Below are 18,558 nucleotides of genomic sequence, written 5' to 3' on the forward strand. Positions count from 1 at the left end.
GCGTCGGCGGGCATGGCATAGGGCGGGCCGAATTCGCCGCGGGCGATGTCGATCAGGTCGGCGACGACTGCGCTGGCCGTGGGGCCGTCGCCTGCACCGGCACCCTGGAACAGCAGGCGGCCGACGAAATTGCCCTCGGCCACCACGGCGTTGGTCGATCCGGTGACATGCGCCAGCGGATGGCTGACCGGCACGAGGTGCGGATGGACCCGCTGGAACAGGCCGCCGCCCGGCGCGCTGTCGGCGATGCCGAGCAGGCGGACGCGATAGCCGAGCGCTGCTGCCTCGGCGATGTCGGCTGCGATGACGTGGCGGATGCCGGTGATGCCGACTTCGCCGAACGCCGGCTGGGTGCCGAAGGCGAGGCTGGCGAGGATCGACAGTTTGTGTGCGGCATCGACGCCGTCGATGTCGAAGCTGGGATCAGCTTCCGCGTATCCGAGCCGCTGTGCCTCGGCGAGGATGTCGGCGAAGTCGCGGCCCTCGGCTTCCATCTTGGAGAGGATGAAATTGCAGGTGCCGTTGAGGATGCCATAGACGCGGCCGATCTCGTTCGCGGCGGCGCCTTCGCGCAGGCCCTTGATTACCGGCACGCCACCGGCGACTGCAGCTTCGAACTTCAGTGCGAGGTTGGCGGCTTCGGCGGCCTTGGCCAGCTCCAGGCCGTGATGCGCGATCATCGCCTTGTTGGCGGTGACCAGGCTCTTGCCTGCCTTGAAGGTCTCGCGTGCCAGCGCCAGCGCCGGGCCGTCCGACCCGCCGACCAGCTCGACCACCACATCGGCACCGGCATGGCGGGCGAGTTCGGCGGGATCGTCGACCCAGTCGAACCGGTTCAGGTCGAAGCCGCGATCCTTGGAACGGTCGCGCGCGGAAACGGCGACGACTTCGATGGGACGGCCGGCACGCCGCGCAATCAGCTCGCCATTGGTGTCGAGCAGGCGAATGACGCCGCCGCCCACGGTTCCAAGACCTGCCAATGCCACGCGCAGCGCTTCGCCCATCGATACTTTCCTTATTGATTGCCGAGACGCGGCCTAGGGCCTGTCGCGCGGCGCCGCAACGCAGTCGAAGCGAGGGACGCGTTTAGCTTTGCTTGTTGCGCGTCCGGACCAAGGCGGCCTGGACCGCGTTGCGGCGATCGGCTTCGCGCAGATGCGGCGCCCAGGCGCCGAGTGCGGCTTCGCATTTCAGGAGCGTCGGGGCCAGCGCCGTGCGGGCGGCATTGGCAGCGGCACTGCCCGCAGCCGCACGGACATAGCGCAGGCTGCCGCGGGCGTCGGCCTTGACGATGCAATTGCCGTAATCGCGCGCCTGCGCCGCCCAGAAGACGCGCGGCTGCTCCTGCCGCTGAACCTGTGCGGCGACGGGAGCCGTTGCGACCAGAGCAAGCGTGATCAGAGCAAGATACCGCACGGCCTTTCCTTCCTTACTTCTTGATCAGCCCGATCTCGACCAGCCGCTCGTGCAGATAGTCGTGCGCGGTGATCGGCGTGGGATAGAGGTTTGGATGATCGGCATCGATGCAGCCGGGCAGCGTTTTGATCAGGAAATCGGGTGCCGGATGCAGGAAGAAGGGCATCGAATAGCGCGCATGGCCGCGCCGCTCGGGCGGCGGATTGACGACGCGATGCGTGGTCGAGGGCAGGTAATTGTTGGTCAGCCGCTGGAGCATGTCGCCGACATTGACGACCATCGCGCCTTCGGGCGGCTTGACCGGCAGCCAGTCGCCGCTGCGCTCGAGCAGTTCCAGCCCGGCTTCCTCGGCACCCAGCAGCAGCGTGATCAGGTTGATGTCCTCATGCGCGCCTGCGCGGACTTCGGGCGCGTCGGCGGGGACGGGCGGGTAGTGGAGCAGGCGGAGCACCGAGTTGCCGTCCTTCACCGCAGGATCGAACCAGTCGGGCGCGAGGTCGAGATAGCGCGCGATCGCCGAGAGCAGCCGGTCGCCGGCATCGTCCAGCGCCTTGAACAGGCTGAGGAAGGTGTCGCGGAAGCCCTCCGGCCGATCGGGCCAGATGTTCGGCGCCATCAGTTCCTCGAACCGGTGACCCTTGGCCAGCTCGCGGCCGACATGCCAGAATTCCTTGAGGTCGACATGGGTCGCGCCCTTGGCGATCTCGGTCTTGAACGGGGTCAGCCCGCGCGCGCCGCCGCCGCCTTCCACGAAATATTGGCGCTTCTCTTCCTCGGGCAGCGCGAAGAACGCCTTGGTGGTCGCCCATGCGCGATCGACCACATCCTGCGGCACGCCATGATCGCTGACCATCGCAAAGCCGAAGCGCTTGAACGAGGCGCCGAGCGCCTGGGCGAAGCCGTCGGGATCCGCGGCCTGATCCTTCATCGAGATCAGCGGAACTTCGGCGAGAATGGTATCGGACAAGTAGAGTCTCCGGGGAGTCGTTATCCCCCAGAATAGCCGGACTTTGGCGCTTGTGCCAATCGCGGCCCCAAAGCTCTTTACGCGCCGATGGTGAGCGTGCCCTTGGTCTTGTCCGCGCCATCCGCTTCCAGCTCGAGCGTCATCGGCTGGCCCTCGTCGGTGGTGCCGGCAAAGCCGGTGCCCTGCGGCGTCATCTTGAAGCCGCGCTTGGCCATCTCGTCGCGATACCAGCCCTGCACCTTGGCGAGCGGCGCGGGGGCATCGAACGAAAGCTCGACATGATCCTTGTCGCGCCCGCCGCCATTGCTGCCCGCATTGATCTTGAAATCGCGTGCGGTCGAGCCGGGATAGAGCTTCATGCCGCTGATATCGAAATCCTCGGCCCCGAGCTGGAACTTGGGCAGCGAGGCGGAAATGTCGACGCCGGGCGCCTTGACGATGGTGTGGCCATTGGCGTCGCTGCTGATCGTGACGTTGCCGTCCTTGTCGTTGATCGTGATGTTTCCGCCGGGTCCGCCGCAGGCGGCAAGGGTCAGCGGAAGCAGGATCGCGGCGGTGCGGAACATTGGCGGCCTCGTGAGTGTATGATTTGAGCAATACACTATATCTTGATTTACGTTGCGTCAAGCTTGGGGGTGACGCGGCGGCCTCGATCCGCCATGGGCTTTGGCATCATGGACCAGCAGACAAGCATCGCAATCGAGCGGGAGAACCGCGCGCCGCTCGGGTTCAAGGAATTTGTCGGGCTGGTCGCGGCGATGATGGCGCTGACCGCGCTGGGGATCGATTCGATGCTCCCGGCGCTGCCCGCCATCGGCAAGAGCCTGGACGTGGCGACGGCCAATCACCGGCAATATGTGATCACCTCGTTCCTGATCGGCTTCGCCTTTGCGCAGCTGGTCTATGGCCCGTTGTCGGACCGTTTTGGCCGGCGGCCGGTGCTGCTGGTGGCGCTGGGTGCCTATGTGGTGACCAGCGCGATCGCGGCGATTTCGGGCAGCTTCGTGCTGCTGCTGATCGCGCGTGCGGCGATGGGCACCGCGGCGGCGGGTGCGCGCGTGGTGACGGTGGCGCTGGTGCGCGACTGCTATTCGGGCCGCGCTATGGCGCAGGTGATGAGCCTGGCGTTCATCGTGTTCATGGCCGCGCCGATCATCGCGCCCAATTTCGGCGTGCTGATCCTGGCGGTCGGATCGTGGCGCTGGATCTTCTGGGGGATCGCGGCGGTCACGGCGCTGGTGCTGCTATGGTTCTGGCTGCGCATGCCCGAGACGATGGATCCGGACTCGCGCCAGTCGCTGCGCCCGGGCCGGATCGTGCGTGATTACGGCATGGTGCTGCGTGACCGGGCGGCGGTGGGCTACACGCTGGCGATCACCTTCATCTCGGGCGGGATGTTCGGGTTCATCGGTTCGATCGAACAGATCATGGCCGATGTGTTCCACCGGCCGGAGCTGCTGACGCTGATGTTCGCGGCGGTGGCGGGGATGATGGCGGTCGGCGCGTTCCTCAACTCGCGGCTGGTGATGAAGCTGGGCATGCGGCGCATTTCGCACACCGCGCTGGTGGTGGTGATCCTGTTCGCGGCGCTGCATCTGGGCGTGGTGCTGGCCGGCGTGGAATCGCTATGGACCTTCGGCGTGCTGCAGGGATCGATGATGCTGGCGATCGCGCTGGCCAATGCCAATTTCTCGGCCATGGCGATGGAGCGGATGGGCGAGATCGCGGGCACCGCGTCGAGCCTTCAGGGCTTCGTCACCACGCTGGGCGGTGCGCTGTTCGGCGCGCTGATCGGTCAGGCCTTCGATGGCAGCACCGTGCCGCTCTATGCCGGCTTCATGCTGATGGGGCTGCTGGCGTTCGCATCGGTGCTGATCACCGAGCGCGGCAAGCTGTTCCGCCCGGTCTGAGCCGGACGGTTCGTCGCAGGGAATCGGAACGAGTCCGCTCCCTCTCCGTTCGCGCCTTGTAACATAGGCGAGGATGGAGAGTTTCGATGGGCGGTTATCAGGTAGGCGGTGGCGGCACCGGCGACGACGGATATGACGAGGACGGCTATGACGAGAGCCAGCGCGCCGAGATCCTCGAGGCGACGCGCGACGGGCCGACCGACGGCATGATCCTGACCGATCTGTCCCCCGATCTGGGCGACGATCCCGATAGCCCGGAAGACGATCTGCGGATGATCGACGACGAGCTGGGCGAAGAGGATGACGAGGCCGAACTGACCGCCGAGAGCGCGGCGGAGGACGAGGTCCAGGCTGATTTCGACGAGGATAGGCTCGACGAACTGGACGAAGCCGACGAGGACGCGCTGGAGCCTTGACCGGCTGAGACCTGCGAATAGCATGGCGGCCTGAGAGGGGAGCGCCATGTCCAGAGATCCGCGCGTCGACGCCTATATCGAAGCACGCGCCGAATTCGCGAAGCCGATCCTCGTATGGCTGCGCGAACGCATCCATGCCGCCTGCCCCGAGGTCGAGGAAGGCATCAAATGGGGCATGCCGGCGTTCAGCTATCAGGGGCGCCCGCTGGCGAACATGGCGGCGTTCAAGGCGCACGCGACTTTCGGCTTCTGGTACCGGCACGAAATGGGGCCGGGCAAGGAAGGCGAGGCGATGGGGCAATATGGCCGGATCGAATCGCTCGACGATCTGCCGCCGCCTGAAGAACTCGAGGCGCAGGTGCGCGAGGCGATGGGGAAGATCGCGGACGGAGTGAAGCCGGTCCGCGCCGCCAAGACGCCAAAGCCGGAAGCCGAAGTGCCCTCCGAACTGGCCGAAGCGCTGGCGGAGGATGACGCCGCCGCCGAGACCTTCAACAACTTCCCGCCAAGCTGCCGCCGCGAATATTGCGAGTGGATCGCCGAGGCCAAGCGGCCCGAGACCAAGGCCAAGCGCGTTGCCGAAGCGGTCGGATGGATGCGCGAGGGGAAGCGCCGCAACTGGAAATACGAAAGCTGCTGAGACCTATTCGCCCTATTCGGGCGACATCGAGTTCACCAGTTCGGCGGCATTGTCCGGGATCGGCATTTCGGCTTCGCGGCGCGGGCGCGGCAGATCGCCGGGCTTCAGCTCGCCGGCCGGGATCGAGTGATCGACCTTGAACAGGGTGCTGCCGTCGCCGCCCTTCCAGATCGGGACCAGGCCCTGTTCCAGCCGCGTATCGTAATGCGGCGGGCGGATCAGCCAGACATAGTCGAACGCGTCGCGCGGGAAGAGCGCCAGCGCGCGGGCGACCGGGCGCCAATATTCGCGCGGGCACTGGATGTCGGTGACCAGTTCGGACGGATCATGGATGAAGCTGCGCGCCAGCCGGTCGCGCCCGCGCAGATATTTGACCGTCAGCAGCTGGGCGCCGGCCATCGACCATTGATCGTTGGTATAGGCCAGCCGCCGTTCCAGCGCGAGGCCGGGGACGTGCTGGAGGCGGGTCATCCGCCATTCGTTGTAGCAGGTCTCACCGACGAAGCTGATCAGGCGCGCGCCGATGGGCACATGGTTCAGTGCTTCGAGTTCCTCGTCGTACGAGGCGTCATATTCGATGAACGACCAGGTCGTGGAGACGATGCGCGCGGTGTAGAAGCTGAGGCCCAGCACCGCGACCGTGGCGGCGCCGACGATCGACATGCCGGGCTTGGGCCGGATCGCGATGATCGCGATGGCGATCATGAACGGCACCAGCCGCATATCGGCATAGGCCGATCCGAACACGATGCGCGGCAGCAGCAGGAATACCGCCAGCAGGAACAGCGCGGACAGGGCCAGATTGCGCGAGTACTGGATGTTGGGATCGCGGATCGCCTTGAACAGCAGCAGGAACAGCACGCCGACCGAGGCGATGTCGAACAGCTGCCAGCGATCGCGGAACACCTGCAGCACCCACAGGATCTTGGCGCGGAAATTGAACCAGTCGCCGGTCTGGCCCGAAACGCCGCCGCCGCTGCGCCATGCCAGCATCAGCAGCACCGGCGGGGCGAGCGACAGGCACTGGATACCCGCCTTGATCCACGGGATCACCCAGGCGGTGACGAAATCCTGCCGCCAGCCGCCTTCGCGGCGCGGGCGGATATCGTGCTGGCGGATCAGTTCGGCCGAGAAGGCGAGCACGCCCAGCACGCCCCAGCCGAAGGTGTGCGTCAGCCAGATCAGACACGACAGCGGCACGAAGATGATCGCGCGCAGCTGCAGCTTGCCCAGCCGCGCCAGCCGCAGCCACAGCCCGAAGGCGAGCATCGCGAACGCCATCGACAGCGCGAAATTGACGAAACCGAAATGGAAGGGGAAGGCATAGGCCAGCGGCAGCGCGAACAGCGCGGTGGCCGGGATGCGGCCATGCACTTCGCGCGCGATCCACAGCATGCCGGCGACGGTCATCGGCGGCGTGGCCATCACGATCAGCTTCACCGCCAGCTCGAGACCGAAGATCTTGGACAGCGGAATGATGAGCAGGTCGACGCCCAGATTGCCCATCAGGCTCCATTCGAAATTATACCATTCCGAGAGCCAGGGATGCTGGGTGTATTCGAGCTGGACGCGATAGCGCCCCATATGGCCGGGCAGGTCGACCAGCGGCGGGATATCGGGCCAGACCAGCGGGATCACGGCCATCACGGTGATGAACGCCACGAACGTTCGTGTCTGCCACCACTGCAGTGCTTCGCCCCTGTCCATCGGCGGCTTGTAGGGCGAGGGAGCCATGGCCCGCAAGCGGGGCAGGGGCGCATTTTTCGGAAATCCTCCCCCGCCAGGGGGAGGTGGCGCCGAAGGCGTCGGAGGGGGCGGAATCACCGACGCGAGTTCGTCGCGTGCCTCCCCCTCCGTCAGCTGCGCTGACACCTCCCCCTGGCGGGGGAGGATTTAGGGCACGACCCGATAGAAACGCAGCGGCGTATCCCTGAGCGGGACCGGCTGGAGCCATGCCGGAGCCTGGCCACGCTGAAGCTGCGCGGCGAGGCTGTCGGGGAAGCTGTGCGCCACGTCGATCTCTTCGAAATCGCCGGGGCAGAAGGCGACATAATCGGTCTTCCACGCCTTGCCGATGCCGCGCGCGGCGTCCGGCTTGCTCAGGAAGAAGTGGTACATCGCCATGTTGCCGGTATTATTGCGGTGATAGCCCGCGCCGATCGTCGAATGATGGGTCGCGCCGATCAGATAGGCGGCCACGCTGGTGCCGGCCATGGTGACGCCGGCGGGATAGCGATCGATCTGTGCCCAGGCATCGCCCGCACCGCACATCACCTGCGTGGTCGGGCGGTTGATCTCCGCGACGACGGCCGTGGGAGTCAGCATGGTCTCGATCTGCTTCGGGATTTCGACATAGGCCATGCCCGCCCCGGCCAGCCATGCGCCGATCACGGCGGGAAGCTGCCAGTCGGTCCGCTGCCGCGCCGCCACGACCAGTCCGGCGAGAACCGGCGCGGCCAGCGGCGCGCCGATATAGGCACCGCGTACCTGGAACAGCATGATCAGGCCCGAGATCAGCACGACCGACGCGACCGGCCACAATTCGGGCCGGCGCTGCCGATCGCGGACCAGCATCCACAGCGTTGCCGCGCAGCCTGCGGCCAGCAGGCCGCCAATCGCGATCATGCGGGCGATGCGCGGCTGGACGAAGACGCTGTTGGCCTCGTCGATGAAGGGCATGAAGTTGGTGAGCAGGAACGGGTCCATCTCGCCATAGGGACCTTCGATGCAGCTGGGGAACAGCGCGAGGGTGAGGCCGAGTGAAATCGCGCCAAACAGGGCGCCGACAATAATGCGCGTTCGCCAGTCCTTCAGCCGCGGCGTCGTGGCCGCCAGCAGGCCGAGTGCGACGGCGACCGCCAATGCACCGGTCGAGGAGGCGGGCGTGAAGGCGTCACACAGCGTGGCGGTCCAATAGGTCGGACGCAGGAAGATCAGGAAGAAAGCGGTCGTGGCGCCAAGCCCCGCGGCGAAGCCGGCCAGCCGGGCGCGCTCGTCCATGCCGCGAACGACCCACAGCATCGCCAGCGCGGCGATCAGCGCCGCGACCTGCGGCGCGGTCTCCAGCCCGACGATCAGGCTTGCGCCGACGACCAGTCCGGCGATCAGGCCGCCCCGCAGCGTCGGCGCACGCATCAGCAGCAGGACAAACAGCTGGATCAGCACCACCTGCAACGCATGGTGATCGATCCGGCCGGGAATGAAGACGGTGGTGCCCGGATAGGCCAAAGCAGTCAGCACCGCGGCGATCGGTCCCGCCTGCGGCCCCCAGAGCCGTCGCGCGATGCGGGCGGAGAGGAACATCGCGAGCGCGAACAGCAAGGCCGGATAGACCAGCACCGCGACCATTTCGGCCGATGCCTGTCCCAGCAGCGGGGTCAGCGCGAGGATGATCGCGGCGATGCCCACATCGTTGATCCGCGACCAGTGCATCGGCGAGCCGGCGGGCGGCGCCATGCGATACTGGGTCCAGTCGTTGATGCCCTGGCCCGCGATCCAGTCGCGCACCTGCGCCAGCCGCATCATGTCGTCGGGATCGGGCAGCAGCATGCGGCTGAGCCGCGGCCAGTCGGTCAGCGTCCAGCCTGTCGTCAGCAATGCCGCCAGAACGACCGCCACGATCAGATCGAGGCGGATCGACCGGCGACGCACCGCGTCGTCGTTCGGCTGGACGGTCGTCATGTATCCGGGATCAGCGCGACAGCACGGCTACGAAATGCAGCCCGCGATCGAAGAACCAGCTGAACGGGCGCGGATACAAAGCGAGATGCTTGGTGAACTTGCCGGGATCGAGGTGGAGCTTGCCCCAGATCGATTTCCACTCGCGGTGCGAGAGATAATTGTAGGGCAGGCGCACGCCGTGCGCGGCATTGCCGACCCAGTCCATGAAGCGCAGCGTGACGCCTGCGGCGATGCCGTCGCGCAGATGATCCTTGATGATCACCTGCGGCGCGACGCGGGCGATCTCGCCCAGCACGGCCTGTGGATCATCGGTATGGTGCAGCACGTCGATCACCATCGCCGCGTCGAAGTGATTGTCTTCGAAGGGAATGTGATAGCCGTCATATTCGGTGACGGGGATCGCGGTGCCCGGGCGGACCAGCACGTCGATCCCTTCGATCTTCACGTCCGGGCGCATCTGCATCACCAGCACGGCGAGGTCGCCGCTGCCGCAGCCGACATCGATCACGCGCGCATTTTGCGGCAGGCGATCGGCGATCGCGGTTGCGAGCTTCTGGATGCGGCGATTGAACACCAGCTTGCCATGGACGGATCCGAGCATCTTAACCTCCGAGGGCGAGCCGCGCGAAAGGTTCGGCGGCCTGTCGCGGGTCACGCTAGAGGGCGATGGGATGAGAAATGGTTAACACCGGCGCGCTCCGTTCGCTTTCGGCACATTTTTTTCGCGAGCCCCGTTAACCAAAATTTGAAACGGTGCGGGGCACATCGGCAGGGACTTAAGGAGCTTCCATGTCCGCTGCACGCGCGCTCAAGACTTTCCCGTCCTCGACCCTCCCGCCAGAGGCGCGCGAGGAAGAGATCGAACTGTCGATCGTCATGCCCTGTCTCAACGAAGCGGAAACGCTGGCAGTATGCGTGAAGAAGGCCAAGGCGTTCATCGCCGACCATGGGCTGAAGGGCGAAGTGATCGTCGCCGACAATGGTTCGACCGACGGATCGCAGCAGATCGCCAACGCGCTGGGCGCGCGCATCGTCCATGTGCCCGCGCGCGGCTATGGCGCGGCACTGATCGGCGGGATCGAAGCGGCCAAGGGCAAGTTCGTCGCGATGGGCGATGCCGACGACAGCTATGATTTCGGCGGGCTGATGCCGTTCGTCGAGCAGCTTCGCGAAGGCGCGGACCTGGTCATGGGCAACCGTTTTCAGGGCGGGATCGAACCCGGCGCGATGCCGCCGCTGCACCGCTATCTCGGCAATCCGGTGCTCAGCTTCCTCGGCCAGATTTTCTTCAAGATCCCGGTCGGCGATTTCCATTGCGGGCTGCGCGCGTTCAACCGCGCATCGATCCGCGAGCTGGGCCTCACCACGCCGGGGATGGAGTTCGCGAGCGAGATGGTGGTCAAGGCCGCGATCGAGAAGCTCGATATCCGCGAAGTGCCGACCACGCTGAAGCCCGACGGGCGCAGCCGCCCGCCGCACCTGCGCACCTGGCGCGACGGCTGGCGGCATCTGCGCTTCCTGCTGATCTTCGCGCCGAAATTCCTGTTCCTCTATCCCGGCGTCGCGCTGGCGCTGGCGGGCCTTGCCGGCGTGCTCGGCCTGATCGGCGGCGATGTGCACGTCGGCGGGATCGAGTTCGGCGTGCACACGATGATCTTCGCCGCGATGGCGGTGCTGATGGGATCGCAGCTGATCGGTCTCAGCGTGATGGCACGGCGATACGGCACCATCGCGGGCATGTGGCCCGAAAGCGGGATGATGCGGCGCGTGCGCAACTGGTTCTCGGTCGAGCGCGCCTGCATCCTGGGCGGGCTGATGCTGGCGGGCGGCTTTGCAGGGGCCGCGACCGCCACGGCGATCTGGGCATCGAGCGGCTTCGGTGGGCTGAACCCCGCGGCGCTGATGCGGCTGACCATCCCCTCGATGCTGCTTGGCTGTATCGGGCTTCAGATGGTGGTGACCGCCTTCTTCATCGGCCTGCTGGATCAGCCGCGCCGCTGACGCGATGCAAGCCGGGCGAGAATGGCGTCGGCGCGGTCCTCGAAGAACTTCGCCGTAAAAGGAGGACCGTCGCAGTAAGCGAGCTTGCGAGCCCGGAGGGCGTCGGCTCGGGCAGCCTCGAAATCTCCGGCGAGAATCCAAGTTTCCGCCGCGCGCAATCGAGTATCGGCGGCGAAGAGCACGCCGCCGTTATGTTCATATCTAGCGGCGATCTCGCGTATCTCTTCTGCGGCATCGCGAACGGATTTTGAATCGGCTCGGGCTTCCGCCATCGCTGCCAACACTGCAACTTCGCTCATCCATCCAAAAACTTCCATGGCGGCAAGGCGCGCTTGCAACTCGCGCGCCGCGGCTGCGATCCGTCTCGCTTCCTTGTTGTTGAATGCTTTGTTGCGAAGAATTCTGTGACGCAACTTATGTATTTCTCCCACGGCGATATATAATTTTCTATTCATATTATCAAAATCGTTGTCAAAGAAATTCATTATTTTAGCATGAAATTCCCGATCATCTATCATTTTAGCTAAATTGAATGCCTGATTGATCAAATTGAATCTATCATGAATACCATGGACGGTATGGCATTTATCTAAATTGGATTCGCATATATCCATTGATGCGGATACATTGCCTCTAATTAATTCTAATCTTGCTTTGATTATCTCGAATTGCAAAGTCCATTTGCTACTTGGAGATGTCGGGCGCGATGTTATTACAGTGCTCGCCGCCAAAGAAATCGATCCGGTAGCAAGCATGTCGGATATCAATCTGCTGCGCATTTTGAGTTCGGAATCTATCGGGAGAGCGGATGAGATGAGGGGGAGCAACTGCTCCGATACGCAAAGTGCGTCGCCGAATCGTCCAGCCCGAGAGAGGGAGGACCCCAAGTCATGGAGCACCGAAATTTGCGACAGAGAGCCAATAACCTGCGGCTGGAACTCGGGATCGACAAGCCTGCTAATCAAGTCGATGCTACGACCGGTGGCGCCTTCCGCTTGGAAAAGACTCTCGAGCCGGATTTCATATACTTTGAACGCCGCTTCGAACCGTTTGGCCTTCGCCAGCAAGAGAAACTGGTCGATACTGGGTTGGGCCTCCTCCAAGGTTTCATAAGCGCGGTCGGCAGCCAGTTTCTCGAACGCGTCGATCGCCCGCTCGATGCCGGCCCCAGTTGCGCTTCGATCCGCCGCCTCGCGAACGACCGGGTGGATTTCGTAGACAAAGGCGTCATCCGACGGAGCGAGCAGGCCATGAGCGCGGAGTTCCTCAAGCGCCTGTTGGATCACGTTGGGTGACAGATGGGAGTTGAGCAATTGGAGCGTTGCCACGCTCGGTGGCTTTTCCGAAAAGGTGAAACTGACCAGCACGTCACGGCTGCTTTCGGAAAGCGCCTGGATGGATTCCATCAGAACGCGCAATCGGCGATCGGCTGCGGAATCTGCATCATCGGATAAGATTCCAGGTCCACCGGCACGCGCCGCCGCGGGGGTAAGATCGACGATGTTTTGACGCTTCAGACTACGGGCGTAGACGGAAAGCGTCAGGCCATGGCCGCCGAATCGGGCTTCGACTTCCGCCAGTGCGGCATCTGAGGCGGTGATCCCCTGCTCCGCGAAAAGCGCTCGCGTCGCGTCGCGCGACAGGCCGCCTAATACCACTTCCTTGACGCCATGGAGATCGGCAATGGCTTCCGGGGTAACTCGGGTCGTCATCAGCCAGCGGCTGGCACCCGGGGTGGCAGCGATGCGGCTCAGAAATGCTTCGGTTTCCTGATCCACGCACGCATCGGGCCGCGTCGCGCCGGCTAGGTTGGCCGCAGCCTCGGCATCGTCCGGCGCATCGTTGCGGGCGTACCGGCGCAACTCGCGTTCGAACCCGTCAAGGACAAATAGCGCGGCGCGATCCCGTGTAAGTTCGGCGAGGCGCTCAAGTCGGGGGCCAAGCCCCTTGGGCATATCATCGGACATCACGCCCATAAAGGTGAGCGCGGCTTCCGCAAAAGCGCGGATATGGTATCCCGGCGCATAGAAGGACCACCAGAAAACACCTTCAAATCCCACGTCCGGCGCAATCTTGGGCGCATGGATCTGGGACCAGCACCACGCGATCGCGGACTTGCCCATTCCACCGAGCGCGCGGAGAACGATAATTCGGGCGTCGCCGTGTGGCGGCTGGGCTGTCAGCCATGCGTCGAGGTGACTCAGTTCCTGCTCCCGGCCGAAGAAGCCGCCGCGTGCAAGAAGTGGAGCATGTTCGCTCCGCCGAAACTTCGGGAGCCGCTGTGGTGCGGGTTCGATGGTCTGGACTGACGTGCCGACCAGGTGGGCCGGCTGTCTCGACTTCGCCGAAATGTCCGCAACCTCAAGGAGCTTGCGAACTACCATATCCCATGCCTGCTCCTGTTTGGCGCGGGTCTCGAGCGCGCCGATAGGCATCTCCGGATTCCACAGGGCCTGGCGTGCTGCCAGCCAGGTCTGATCGATCTGGCTGTGAAAGATCGGCACCGCCAGCACATCTATCTCACCTCGGGCGAGCCGCTCACGGGCGATCTTCATTTCGACATCGTTGATGTAGTCGGAGGCTAACAGATCTGCGGATACAAGAAATATGACGGCGTCGCAGGTCCGAATCTCGTCCTTTATCGACCCGTCCCACTCACCTCCCGGTGGAATCATCCGGTCACACCAAATGGCGAGCCGCTTCTGCCGAACGGGCAAGTTCAAATGCGTTTCGAATCGCTTTCTGTATTCCTGATCATCATGCGAATAGGAAAGGAACAGGCGATAAGGCACGATTGACATTCATCCCCTGAAACCGAAATCATCTCGATCATCGGAGCGTTATCAACTTTGACGTTCCATAACAAACCATGCAATTGGGTATTTCGTGGCCAGTTCTGGCGCGCCCCAGATGGATGCCGCCATGTCCTGTCATCACTTCACCCACGCCATCCTCCGCACGCCCGGCCGCTCGGTCGTCGGCGGGCTGCACGCCGGCGGTGGTCCCCGGCCCGATTATGACGCGGTGCTGCGCGAACATGCGGCCTATGCCGATGCGTTGCGTGCGGCGGGGCTGACGATCGATATCCTCGATCCGATCGAGGCATTTCCGGATTCGATTTTCGTGGAGGATCCGGCTTTGGTGTTCGGCGAGGGGGCGATCCTGCTCAATCCGGGCGCCGATACGCGGCGCGGCGAAGTCGAGGAGATCGCGCCGGCGCTGCACCGGCATTTCGGGGACCTGCACCGCGTTACCGAGGGCTATGCCGATGGCGGCGACGTGATGGTGACGCCGGATCGGGTGCTGATCGGCCTTTCGGCGCGGACCGATGCGGTTGGCGCGCAGGCGCTGGTCGAAGTGCTGGGCAGGCTGGGCCGCAAGGCCGAAGTGGTCGATCCGCCGCGCGAGGCGCTGCACCTCAAGACGATTGCCACGCTGATCGACGAGGAGACGATCCTCACCACGCCGGCCGGTGCGGCGAGCGGGCTGTTTGCCGGGTTCCGCACCATCGTGTTGGATGCGGACGAGGCGCCTGCGGCGAACGCGCTGCGGATCAACGAGACGTTATTGCTGTCGGACGGTTTTCCGCGGATCGCGGAGCGGCTGGACCGGGAGGGTTATCGGCTGAAGCTGCTGGATACCGCGCATGTCGCGCGGATCGATGCCGGGCTATCCTGCATGTCGCTCCGGTGGAACGCCGCTCAGGCGAGCAGGTAGACCAGCTCGAACAGGCCTGCCCACAGGGCAGCGCCGAGAGGCAGCGCGATCATCAGGCCGAGCATCGGAGAGGCAGGCGCGGCAGAGGGTTCGACCGGCTGTGCGGTAACGATCTGATCGGCAGTGATGGACTGGTGATACATCGCCTTACTCCTGCCCGCCGTAATAAGGCAGGCAGGGAAGGTGCACCATTACGGTATAGTACCAAGTCCGCGGTTAACCGAACCCGCGACGGGTGCCGGTTCGCTTACAGGGCGTTGAGCTTGACGAAGGTGAAGGTTTCCCACGGGCCGATCTCGGTCGCGCTGGTACGGAACGGAGCGACCGAATCGTCCCAGCCGCCGCCGTTCACCGCCGTCACATAATAGGTGTCGCAGCTGGCGATCGCGAACTGGAAGTCGCCCAGATCCTCAAGGACCAGCGTTTCCCAATTGCCGATCGACGTGGCATCCGAATGGACCGGGACATAATGATCCTCGGGCCCGCCGATCCCGCCGCCATTGTTGGCGGTCAGGTAATTGACGCCGTTCGCGCAGCGCAGCGCGAAGGTGCCGGCGGTCAGATCGATGCTGACCCAAGTGAAGTGCGCATGAGGCGTGACGTACGGAAACTCGGTATTGAGCGGGGCTTCCTTGTCGCCCATCGCGCCGCCCCTCACGATCGTCATGAAGTTGCCGTTCAGGGTAGTCAGCGCACCCTTCACGCCGATCATCGCCTGGAACCCCTGTGCCGGCGTGGGCGGCGGCGGGGGCGTGGCGGAGCAGATGTTGATCGCGCTGGCGACGTCCTCGAGCATGAAGACGCCCGACGAGATCAGGATCACCATCTCCGCGATGAAGGCAATGCCGTCGGTCGCGATCAGCGCGACGATCGTGGCGAATGCGGTGAGGCCATAGAGGATCATGTCCCACCAGCTCAGGCTCTTGAAGATCGCGGCGATCACCGCGCCCAGGCACCCGATATCCTTCAGCTTGCCGAGGATCGCGAAGATGGCTTTCGCCTTTTCCCAATCGCTCCCGCCATCGTTGACCGCCTGGAACATCTTGTCGATCTCGGTGATGTCCTCGCCCAGTTCGTCCACGAGGATCTGGGCGACCTCCTCAACAGTGTCGCCGTTGATCTTGCCGGCCAGGCCCGAGGCGCCGATCGCGATCATCACGATATCGATCACGACCGCGGCGATCGCCTTTTCGCACGGCGTAATGCCGACCCGCCCCAGCACCTGACGCGGCGGGGCAAGGGTCAGGACGTTCCAGTTTACGTTCAGGCCGCGGGCGCGCGACTGAACCTGATCCAGGGTCAGCGCCTGAACCGGGACGTTCATCGGGAACGCCGCCTTGTAGGTGTCGAGCTGATCCTGCGACGGCATCGTGCGGATGCGGTTCTCGGCAGAAAGATCGGCGAGCGTCAGTGCCTGAAGCTGGGCATTGTCAGGGTATTGCGCCTTGAGTTGCGCGAGCTGCGCTGCCGTAATCGGAATCTGGGTGCTCGCCATTATCGTTTCCTCCCCGGTCGATCCATGACGGGAAGATGGCGAACGGCATCGCCGCCCGGTCCCCCCGACCGGGCGCGGCACTAACACGCGTCAAAACTATGGTCCCGGTCGATCGATGCCGATCCGGCGCGATCAGCCGCCGCGGCGGCCCAGCAGGCGCAGCCGAAGCGCGTTGAGCTTGATGAAGCCCGCCGCGTCGCGCTGGTCATAGGCGCCCTGATCGTCCTCGAACGTCACGACCTTCTCCGAATAGAGCGTGTAAGGCGACTTGCGGCCGGTGACGATCACGCTGCCCTTGTAGAGCTTCAGGCGGACGGTGCCGGTCACCTTTTCCTGGCTGTGATCGATCGCGGCCTGCAGCATCTCGCGCTCGGGCGAGAACCAGAAGCCGTTATAGATCAGCTCGGCATAGCGCGGGGCGAGTTCGTCCTTCAGGTGCGCGGCGCCGCGGTCGAGCGTGATCTGTTCGATCCCGCGATGGGCGAGGTGATAGATGGTGCCGCCCGGCGTCTCGTACATGCCGCGCGACTTCATGCCGACGAAGCGGTTTTCCACGAGATCAAGACGCCCGATGCCATGCTTGCGGCCCAGATCGTTGAGCGCCGCGAACAGGGTCGCGGGCGACATTGCCTCGCCGTTCAGCGCGACGCCGTCACCACGCTCGAAATCGATGGTGATCGTTTCCGGCTCGTTCGGCGCGTCCTCGGGGTTGACCGTGCGCGAATAGACATAATCGGGCACTTCCTGCCACGGATCCTCGAGCACCTTGCCCTCGGACGAAGTGTGCAGGATGTTCGCGTCGGTCGAGAAGGGCGCTTCGCCGCGCTTGTCCTTGGCGATGGGGATCTGGTGCTGTTCGGCGAACTCGATCAGCCGCTCGCGGCTGGTCAGGTTCCATTCGCGCCACGGCGCGATCACCTTGATGTCGGGGTTCAGCGCGTAATAGCCCAGCTCGAAGCGGACCTGATCATTGCCCTTGCCGGTCGCGCCGTGGCTGACCGCGTCGGCGTTGACGAGCTTCGCGATCTCGATCTGGCGCTTGGCGATCAGCGGGCGCGCGATGCTTGTGCCGAGCAGGTACAGCCCCTCGTACAGCGCGTTCGAGCGCATCATCGGGAAGATGTAATCGCGGACGAACTCTTCCTTCAGGTCGTCGATGAAGACATGCTCGGGCTTCACGCCGGCCATCTCGGCCTTGCCGCGCACCGGACCCAGTTCTTCACCCTGGCCCAGATCGGCAGTGAAGGTCACGACCTCGCACTGATATTCCTGCTGCAGCCATTTCAGGATCACGCTCGTATCCAGGCCGCCCGAATAGGCGAGGACGACACGATTGATCTTGTCCGACATGACTACGACTCCGGGGTATTGGGAACGCTGGGCGCAATAGGGGCGACAAGCCCGCGCAGCAAGCCGGGCATGAAGGCGCCCAGTGTCGCGGCGCGATAGACATAGCTCAGCAGGAACGCCGTCCACAGGCCCCACAGGCCGAACGGGCGGAGCAACAGGTCGGTCGCGATGTACATCGCGGTCGCCAGAATCGCGGCGTTGCGCAGCGCGCGTCCGCCGGTCGCGCCGATGAAGATACCGTCGAGCAGCCATGCCGGCGTGCCGAGCAACGGCAGGATCGCGACCAAGGGCAGCGTCGCGATGGCGATGTCGCGCACCTCCTGATTGGTGACGAGGAAGCGGATCGCGGGCGCGCCCGCCGCCATCAGCAACACGCCGAACAGTGCGGCGCAGACGAACGAGAATTCGGCGGTCAGCCGGATCGCGCGGACCAGATCGGGCCGGCTGCGCGCGCCGATGGCATGGCCGACGCGCGATTCCGCGGTGAAGGCGAATCCGTCCAGCACGAACGCGACCAGACTGATCGCCTGCATCAGCACCTGATTGGCCGCCAGCACATTGGTGCCCAGCCGCGCGCCCGAATTGGTGACCCATACGAACATCAGCAGCAGCGCGACGGTGCGGATCATGATGTCGGCATTGACCGCGAACAGGCGCTTGAGAGCCTCGCGATGGAACAGCCTCGCCCGGTCCGCCACCCCGCGCAGGTGTGGCGCGACCATCGCCAGCCCGACCGCCAACGCGGTCCATTCGGCGCAGGCGGTGCCGTATCCTACGCCGCGCACGCCCATGTCGAAGTGCCAGACGAACAGGATATCGAGGCCGATATTGACCAGGTTCATCACGATCTGGAGCGCCAGCGCCGCGCGGCTACGGCCGAGGCCCAGCAGCCAGCCGTTGATCGCGAACACCGCGAGGCTGGCCGGGGCGCCCCACATCCGCGCGGCGACGAACGCCCGGGCCTG

Annotated in this window: 17 protein-coding genes; 5 read left to right on the top strand and 12 right to left on the bottom strand. The window is 64.6% G+C overall.

The features are described from left to right. From P1X14_RS18815 to P1X14_RS18830, 4 genes are all read right to left on the bottom strand, one after another. The coding region (locus tag P1X14_RS18815; RefSeq protein ID WP_277316958.1) for a homoserine dehydrogenase at positions 1–1,004 on the bottom strand (1,004 nt) is incomplete at its 3' end. 82 nt (positions 1,005–1,086) lie between these two features. Then, entirely contained in the window at positions 1,087–1,416 is a 330-nt protein-coding gene (locus P1X14_RS18820; protein WP_277316959.1) for a hypothetical protein, read from the bottom strand. 13 nt (positions 1,417–1,429) lie between these two features. Continuing rightward, on the bottom strand, positions 1,430–2,383 hold the full coding sequence (locus P1X14_RS18825) for a 2-oxoglutarate and iron-dependent oxygenase domain-containing protein (RefSeq protein ID WP_277316960.1): 954 nt from the start codon (positions 2,381–2,383) through the stop codon (positions 1,430–1,432). A 77-nt stretch (positions 2,384–2,460) separates the two neighbouring features. Then, positions 2,461–2,949 (bottom strand): hypothetical protein, encoded by a 489-nt coding sequence (locus P1X14_RS18830; RefSeq protein WP_277316961.1) that lies wholly within the window; start codon positions 2,947–2,949, stop codon positions 2,461–2,463. A 108-nt stretch (positions 2,950–3,057) separates the two neighbouring features. Between P1X14_RS18830 and P1X14_RS18835 the strand changes: the two genes are divergently transcribed. The 3 genes from P1X14_RS18835 to P1X14_RS18845 all read left to right on the top strand — a co-directional run bounded on the left by P1X14_RS18835 (position 3,058) and on the right by P1X14_RS18845 (position 5,349). Then, positions 3,058–4,293, top strand: a complete 1,236-nt coding sequence (locus P1X14_RS18835) for a multidrug effflux MFS transporter (protein WP_277316962.1) — start codon at positions 3,058–3,060, stop codon at positions 4,291–4,293. An 86-nt stretch (positions 4,294–4,379) separates the two neighbouring features. After that, positions 4,380–4,709 carry a DNA primase gene (locus tag P1X14_RS18840; protein WP_277316963.1) on the top strand — a complete coding sequence of 110 codons (330 nt, stop codon included), beginning with the start codon at positions 4,380–4,382 and terminating at the stop codon, positions 4,707–4,709. 46 nt (positions 4,710–4,755) lie between these two features. Beyond that, complete coding sequence (locus P1X14_RS18845; protein WP_277316964.1) at positions 4,756–5,349, top strand: YdeI/OmpD-associated family protein; 594 nt, start codon at positions 4,756–4,758, stop codon at positions 5,347–5,349. 12 nt (positions 5,350–5,361) lie between these two features. On the opposite strand, the gene P1X14_RS18850 is transcribed toward P1X14_RS18845, so the two are convergent. From P1X14_RS18850 to P1X14_RS18860, 3 genes are all read right to left on the bottom strand, one after another. Then, on the bottom strand, positions 5,362–7,056 hold the full coding sequence (locus P1X14_RS18850; protein WP_277316974.1) for a hypothetical protein: 1,695 nt from the start codon (positions 7,054–7,056) through the stop codon (positions 5,362–5,364). A 186-nt stretch (positions 7,057–7,242) separates the two neighbouring features. After that, on the bottom strand, positions 7,243–9,030 hold the full coding sequence (locus P1X14_RS18855; RefSeq protein WP_277316965.1) for a hypothetical protein: 1,788 nt from the start codon (positions 9,028–9,030) through the stop codon (positions 7,243–7,245). Positions 9,031–9,040: 10 nt separating this feature from the next. Continuing rightward, positions 9,041–9,631, bottom strand: a complete 591-nt coding sequence (locus P1X14_RS18860) for a methyltransferase domain-containing protein (RefSeq protein ID WP_277316966.1) — start codon at positions 9,629–9,631, stop codon at positions 9,041–9,043. 188 nt (positions 9,632–9,819) lie between these two features. Between P1X14_RS18860 and P1X14_RS18865 the strand changes: the two genes are divergently transcribed. Next, entirely contained in the window at positions 9,820–11,031 is a 1,212-nt protein-coding gene (locus tag P1X14_RS18865; protein WP_277316967.1) for a glycosyltransferase family 2 protein, read from the top strand. Here P1X14_RS18865 and P1X14_RS18870 read toward each other — a convergent pair. Further along, positions 11,016–13,832: a toll/interleukin-1 receptor domain-containing protein gene (locus tag P1X14_RS18870; RefSeq protein ID WP_277316968.1), complete on the bottom strand. Its 2,817-nt coding sequence runs from the start codon at positions 13,830–13,832 to the stop codon at positions 11,016–11,018. The two genes, P1X14_RS18865 and P1X14_RS18870, sit on opposite strands and share 16 nt — an antisense overlap. 85 nt (positions 13,833–13,917) lie before the next feature. On the opposite strand from P1X14_RS18870, the gene P1X14_RS18875 reads away from it, so the two are divergent. Continuing rightward, positions 13,918–14,748, top strand: a complete 831-nt coding sequence (locus P1X14_RS18875) for an arginine deiminase family protein (RefSeq protein WP_277316969.1) — start codon at positions 13,918–13,920, stop codon at positions 14,746–14,748. On the opposite strand, the gene P1X14_RS18880 is transcribed toward P1X14_RS18875, so the two are convergent. The 4 genes from P1X14_RS18880 to P1X14_RS18895 form a co-directional block, all read right to left on the bottom strand. Further along, positions 14,733–14,891: a hypothetical protein gene (locus P1X14_RS18880; RefSeq protein ID WP_277316970.1), complete on the bottom strand. Its 159-nt coding sequence runs from the start codon at positions 14,889–14,891 to the stop codon at positions 14,733–14,735. The genes P1X14_RS18875 and P1X14_RS18880 overlap by 16 nt on opposite strands. Positions 14,892–14,995: 104 nt before the next feature. Then, positions 14,996–16,243, bottom strand: coding sequence for a hypothetical protein (locus P1X14_RS18885; RefSeq protein WP_277316971.1), 1,248 nt, complete (start codon positions 16,241–16,243; stop codon positions 14,996–14,998). Between the two features lie 132 nt (positions 16,244–16,375). Then, a complete protein-coding gene (locus tag P1X14_RS18890) occupies positions 16,376–17,593 on the bottom strand; it encodes an argininosuccinate synthase (protein WP_277316972.1) in 1,218 nt (405 codons plus the stop codon). A gap of 2 nt (positions 17,594–17,595) precedes the next feature. Continuing rightward, the coding region (locus P1X14_RS18895) for an MATE family efflux transporter (protein WP_277316973.1) at positions 17,596–18,558 on the bottom strand (963 nt) is incomplete at its 5' end.

This window comes from Sphingomonas sp. AOB5, from assembly GCF_029433115.1.
GTDB lineage: Bacteria > Pseudomonadota > Alphaproteobacteria > Sphingomonadales > Sphingomonadaceae > Sphingomonas.

Bases quoted from the DNA above. Each gene is read 5' to 3' on its own strand.
- P1X14_RS18835 (WP_277316962.1), top strand. From the start codon at position 3,058: ATGGACCAGCAGACAAGCATCGCAATCGAGCGGGAGAACCGCGCGCCG.
- P1X14_RS18885 (WP_277316971.1), bottom strand. From the start codon at position 16,243: ATGGCGAGCACCCAGATTCCGATTACGGCAGCGCAGCTCGCGCAACTC.
- P1X14_RS18845 (WP_277316964.1), top strand. From the start codon at position 4,756: ATGTCCAGAGATCCGCGCGTCGACGCCTATATCGAAGCACGCGCCGAA.
- P1X14_RS18850 (WP_277316974.1), bottom strand. From the start codon at position 7,056: ATGGACAGGGGCGAAGCACTGCAGTGGTGGCAGACACGAACGTTCGTG.
- P1X14_RS18860 (WP_277316966.1), bottom strand. From the start codon at position 9,631: ATGCTCGGATCCGTCCATGGCAAGCTGGTGTTCAATCGCCGCATCCAG.
- P1X14_RS18890 (WP_277316972.1), bottom strand. From the start codon at position 17,593: ATGTCGGACAAGATCAATCGTGTCGTCCTCGCCTATTCGGGCGGCCTG.
- P1X14_RS18830 (WP_277316961.1), bottom strand. From the start codon at position 2,949: ATGTTCCGCACCGCCGCGATCCTGCTTCCGCTGACCCTTGCCGCCTGC.
- P1X14_RS18865 (WP_277316967.1), top strand. From the start codon at position 9,820: ATGTCCGCTGCACGCGCGCTCAAGACTTTCCCGTCCTCGACCCTCCCG.
- P1X14_RS18870 (WP_277316968.1), bottom strand. From the start codon at position 13,832: ATGTCAATCGTGCCTTATCGCCTGTTCCTTTCCTATTCGCATGATGAT.
- P1X14_RS18840 (WP_277316963.1), top strand. From the start codon at position 4,380: ATGGGCGGTTATCAGGTAGGCGGTGGCGGCACCGGCGACGACGGATAT.
- P1X14_RS18880 (WP_277316970.1), bottom strand. From the start codon at position 14,891: ATGTATCACCAGTCCATCACTGCCGATCAGATCGTTACCGCACAGCCG.
- P1X14_RS18855 (WP_277316965.1), bottom strand. From the start codon at position 9,030: ATGACGACCGTCCAGCCGAACGACGACGCGGTGCGTCGCCGGTCGATC.